The organism is Gemmatimonas sp. (assembly GCF_044376735.1).
In the GTDB taxonomy this organism is placed as follows: domain Bacteria; phylum Gemmatimonadota; class Gemmatimonadetes; order Gemmatimonadales; family Gemmatimonadaceae; genus Gemmatimonas.
In genome coordinates this window covers 1-4,436 of record NZ_JBILKJ010000193.1, presented here as the reverse complement: position 1 = coordinate 4,436, position 4,436 = coordinate 1, and the positions used below count along the sequence as shown (strand labels likewise).

3 protein-coding genes are annotated in these 4,436 nt (G+C 67.9%); 1 reads left to right on the top strand and 2 read right to left on the bottom strand.

All coding sequences use genetic code 11. The features are described 5' to 3' along the window. Window positions 1–106: 106 nt before the first annotated feature. Window positions 107–1,585, bottom strand: a complete 1,479-nt coding sequence (locus ACIRA7_RS15200) for a DUF547 domain-containing protein (protein WP_396221688.1) — start codon at window positions 1,583–1,585, stop codon at window positions 107–109. Continuing rightward, window positions 1,582–2,988 carry a hypothetical protein gene (locus ACIRA7_RS15195; protein ID WP_396221687.1) on the bottom strand — a complete coding sequence of 469 codons (1,407 nt, stop codon included), beginning with the start codon at window positions 2,986–2,988 and terminating at the stop codon, window positions 1,582–1,584. Before ACIRA7_RS15195 ends, ACIRA7_RS15200 begins: the two co-directional genes overlap by 4 nt. Between ACIRA7_RS15195 and ACIRA7_RS15190 the strand changes: the two genes are divergently transcribed. Beyond that, window positions 2,987–4,436, top strand: a 1,450-nt coding sequence (locus tag ACIRA7_RS15190; RefSeq protein WP_396221686.1) for a carboxypeptidase regulatory-like domain-containing protein, incomplete at its 3' end; no start/stop codon positions are given. The genes ACIRA7_RS15195 and ACIRA7_RS15190 overlap by 2 nt on opposite strands.

Genomic DNA, 4,436 nt, shown 5'->3' with positions numbered 1-4,436 from the left:
GCTGACCCCTTGAACGCTGACCCCTTGAACGGGAACACGACGCCGCTGTCCTGCTTCCTCCACCCTGATTCCCTCCCCCCTGCCCCCTAAGCTGTTGGAAGTTTCCTCAGCGCCGCACGTTGATGCGCCAATCGTAGTCCGTATCCACCCACGTGAATGTTCCGCTGCGCACTAGGTTCTGCTCCGGCCCCGCGGGGAGGTACTTCGCCCAGAATGCGCCGACGCCCGCGAGCGTGCCGCCGAAATCCTCGCGGTACCACGTGAAGATCGGCGACCCGTACACGGTGCTGCGCTTTACGTCCACCCGATTCTTCGCCGTCTGCGCCAGAAAGACACGCGCCTGATCGTCGAGTTGTGCGTCGACGCGATCGGCGGTGAACGCCTCGCTCCGCAAGGGCGGGCATCCCATCGCGGCACACACGAGCGCCACGTGAATGCGCGGGTCCTTGAACTGCTTGCGGATGATCTCGTGCTCCACGTCGTCCAGCGTGAGCGTGCGCTGGTCCGCCTTGACGATCGGCTCGGCCCACGGGCTCTTCAGCGTCACCCCCAGCACCTTATTGATGTTCCGGATGGAGCGGCGCTCCTTCCGGCTGTTCAGTAGCTGGATGGTGTACGCGTTGTACACGTTGATCCAGTACGCCAGCTGCTCGCTGCGCGGGAGGCTGGTGGCCTGCACACGTCCGAGTTGCGCGAGATACGTCGCGAAGCGCGGGTCGCGCTGAAAGGCGTCGTAGTCCACCATGCCGGCGGTCACGTATGCGCCAAGCATGGCGTTCCACGCGGTATGGTCCACCAACGGTGTGGCTGCCGCCGGCGCGGCTGCCGCGGCGGCGGGACGCTGCGCCGATGCCACACGCGATGCGGAGGCGGTGACCAGCGACAGCAGCATCACGCTGATCCATCCAGCGCGCTTGGCCAGCGCCGGCAGATACGACAACGCCAACAGCAAGGCACCGGCGATCGCGACGCGGATGAACGCGGTCTGTCGTACGCCGTCGGTTCCGGCGAGCAGAGCATCGGCAAAGTAGGTGTACACGCTGGTGCCCGGGAGAATGCCGATGGCGGTGGCCGCCACGTAGTGGGTGAGACGCACGCCGGCGAGTCCGGCGCCGAAATTGAGCGCATTGAACGGCACGACGGGAATGAGCCGAAGCCGCAGCATGGTGAGGAACGCACCGTCACCGAGCATCCGGTCGAGCGTGCCGGCGCGATCGCCAAGCAGGCGCTGGAGCGCGTCGCCACCGAGCAGGCGGGCCAGCAGAAAGGCGCCGGTGGCGCCGACCGTGGCGCCGAGCCACGTCAGCGCGATGCCGGCGGCCACGCCGAAGATGGCGCCGCCGGCGAGCGTGAGCGGCAAGGCGGGGAGTCCGATCGTGGTCACGGCGATGTACGCCACCACGAAGATTGGCGCCGAGTACGGTACCTCGCGTGCGTCGCGAATCGTGGTGCCGATGCGCTCGGCACTGACATACGCATCGAGGCCGAGCAGGCGCGCTGCGGTCCACATCGCGATCAGGACCACGATGAAGATCGCGAGTCGCAGCAACGCGCCCGATCGGGGAGACGACGCGGGGGCACTCATGATTCGGTGTCGGCCGATGTGAGCAACGAGGTGGTGATGCCGGTCGCGAAGATGAGCGGGATGCCGTACATCGCCCACGGCCAGGTGTAGCCGCCCGCTTCGCCAACCACCACGTAGCAGCCCACGCCCCACACGACACCGACGATCATGCTGGCCCACGCCCCGGCGGTGGTCGCCCGCTTCCAGTGGAAACCGGCGAGCAGTGCGAACGACAGCGCCGCCACGGGAATGTTGGCCAGGATGAGCCGATCGAGAATCTGGTCCACGAGAAAGGTGGCCCCGAGCCAGCTGCTGATCGCGAAGAGCACCAGCAGCAGGCGCTGCGACGAAACCGTGGCGAGGCTCGGGCCGCCGAAGTCGGCGGCGATCATGGTGGCCATCGCGCTCCATACTCCGGCGAGCGTGGTAAGTGCCGCGCCGAACAGCACCGCGTAGGCGAACCCACGCAGTCCGCCGGGGAGCCAGGCCAGAATCATCGTAGGCACGGCCAGTTGCGCGTCGGCCAGCAACGGCTGCGACGCGCGCAGATGGGCGGCCGCCAGCACGACGGCGCCATACAGCAGGAACACCAGCACCGCGCTGATGCCCACGGCACGGAACGCCACCTGCGTGCTGCGCGCGGCGAAGATCTTCTGGCCGTACCACGGCGCGGCGATGTAGGTGAAGCAGGTGATCACCATCAGCGTGGACACGAAGCGCATCGGCAGCGCCTGGCTGTTCCACTGGGTCGCCGGGTTCAGCGACAACTGGCTAGCCGGGAACACCGCGGCGAGACCCCCCGACAGCGCGCTCTGCTTCATGCCCAGCACCAGGAGCAGCGGCAGCAGCACGATCGTGGCCAGGAACGCCACCACATCGGCCCGGACAATCGAGACCAACCCGCCGGGAAGCACCGCCACCAGCACCACGAGGGACAACACGGCCGACAGCGCCGGGACGGGCAACCACGCCGGCGCCAGCGGCGTGAACAGCAGCGTCAGCGATTTCACGTAGGTAGCCGTGAAGCCGGTCATGGCGAGCAGCAGCAGCAGGGATGCCGTGCGTCCTACCCCTTTCGAGTAGCGCACGGCAAACAACTCGGCCACCGACAGACGGTCGAAGCGCTTCCAAGCGCGCGCGACGGTTACCGTGTAGAACAGCAGCCCCACCAGAAACACCGCAGGAAGCGCCAACGCCATTGGGCCGGCCCCATAGCCAGCGGCGGCGAAGGCGAGCAGTGTACTGGTATTGAACTCGGTCATCACCAGCGTCGCGACCAGCGGAAACAGCGCCAGATCGCGCGACGCTACCGTGAACTCGGCCGATGCCGACGCAGATGCCGACGCGGCGGACGATGAGCTCCAGCGCCATCCGGCGCCGGCCAACAGTAGAATCAGCGCCACAAAGGCGAGTATATCGAACATGGGAGTGTCGATGAACGGATGGTCGGTGGTCGCCCGCAGGCGCCCGGTGGTGCGTGGCCTGCTGTGGCTCGCTCTCGTGATGATCGCCCCTCGCCCCGCATTGGGACAGGCATCGACCGCGATTCTCGAAGGGACGGTACGCAGCCAACCGGGCGCGCCGGTGGCCGGCGCCGAGGCGGCGGGGCAGGGCGTTCGGGCCGTCACCGATGCGCAGGGGCGGTTCCGGCTCGAGGTCGTGGCCGGATCGCCGCTGCAGCTCACCGTGGTGGCCCGTGGGTATGCGCCCGCGCGGCTGTCGCTGGGGCCGCTCGTGGCCGGTAGCATCCGCTCGGTATCGGTCGTGCTCAGCGCACTCGCCACCCTCGATGCGATATCGGTGGTGGCCCCGCGGGTGCGCCCGCTGTTGAACACCGCGAATGCCGTCACCGGCGGCTCGATCGAGGCGCGCGAACTCACGGCGCTACCCACCGATGCCCGCGACCCGATCGCGCTGCTGTACAACATCCCCGGCGTCACGCCGGCCACCGGCTTTTTCGGCGACGCGCCGCGGCTGTCGTTCAACGGCGGCAATGCGCTGTACTCGCAGAACCTGCTCGATGGGCTCGACAACAACGAAGGATTCCTGGGCGGCCCTCGCGTGGAGGTGCCGCTGGGCGCCATCGCGCGCATGGACGCGCTGGTGAACACGTACTCCACGCCACTCGGCCGCAGCCCCGACGGCATCGTGGACATCACCACGGCGGCCGGCCGCGCCAAGCTGGCCGGTGATGCGTTCGTGTACCAGCGTCCCGGTCGTCCGCTCGACGCGCGCGTACCGGTGACCTTCGGCGCCGAACCGAACGCGCTGGCCCGCAAGCAGGAGGGCTTTCAGCGTGTGCAGGCCGGTGGCTCATTGCGCGGCGCGATCAATCCCGCGCGCACCTTTTTTGCGACGGCTGCCGAGTACACGCGCGAGCAGGAAGATCGCATTGGGTCCACCGCGCAGGCGCAGTTTCTGGGCACCGAAACGCGGCAGACGTGGAAGGGGTATGGTCGCCTCGATCATGGCTGGTCCCCCACGCAGACCACCACGCTGCGACTGGCGGCGAGCGCGGTGGATCGCGAGGGCGACGGCAGCGGGGTGCTCACGCCGGAAGCCGACATCACCACGCGCCGCATCGGATCGCTGTCGGCGCTGATTCATCGCAGCGCGCTGCGCGATGGACGCGCGTCGAACACGGCGTCGGTGCAGTTCGGCACGTTTCGGTGGTACTTCCCGCCGGCCCGCAGCGATTTCTCGCGGCCGCAGGTTACCGTGCTTGCGCCGGATCTCTCCACGCAGGCCATTGTGGGCTCCAGCAACTTCGTGTTCGATGAAACCGAGCGGCAGTGGCAGCTGCGCAACGTGTTTGAAACGGCGGTTGGTGAGCGCCACATGCTGCGCGTGGGTGGCGACATGGTTGCCAGCG

Bases quoted from the DNA above. Each gene is read 5' to 3' on its own strand.
- ACIRA7_RS15200 (WP_396221688.1), bottom strand. From the start codon at position 1,585: ATGAGTGCCCCCGCGTCGTCTCCCCGATCGGGCGCGTTGCTGCGACTC.
- ACIRA7_RS15195 (WP_396221687.1), bottom strand. From the start codon at position 2,988: ATGTTCGATATACTCGCCTTTGTGGCGCTGATTCTACTGTTGGCCGGC.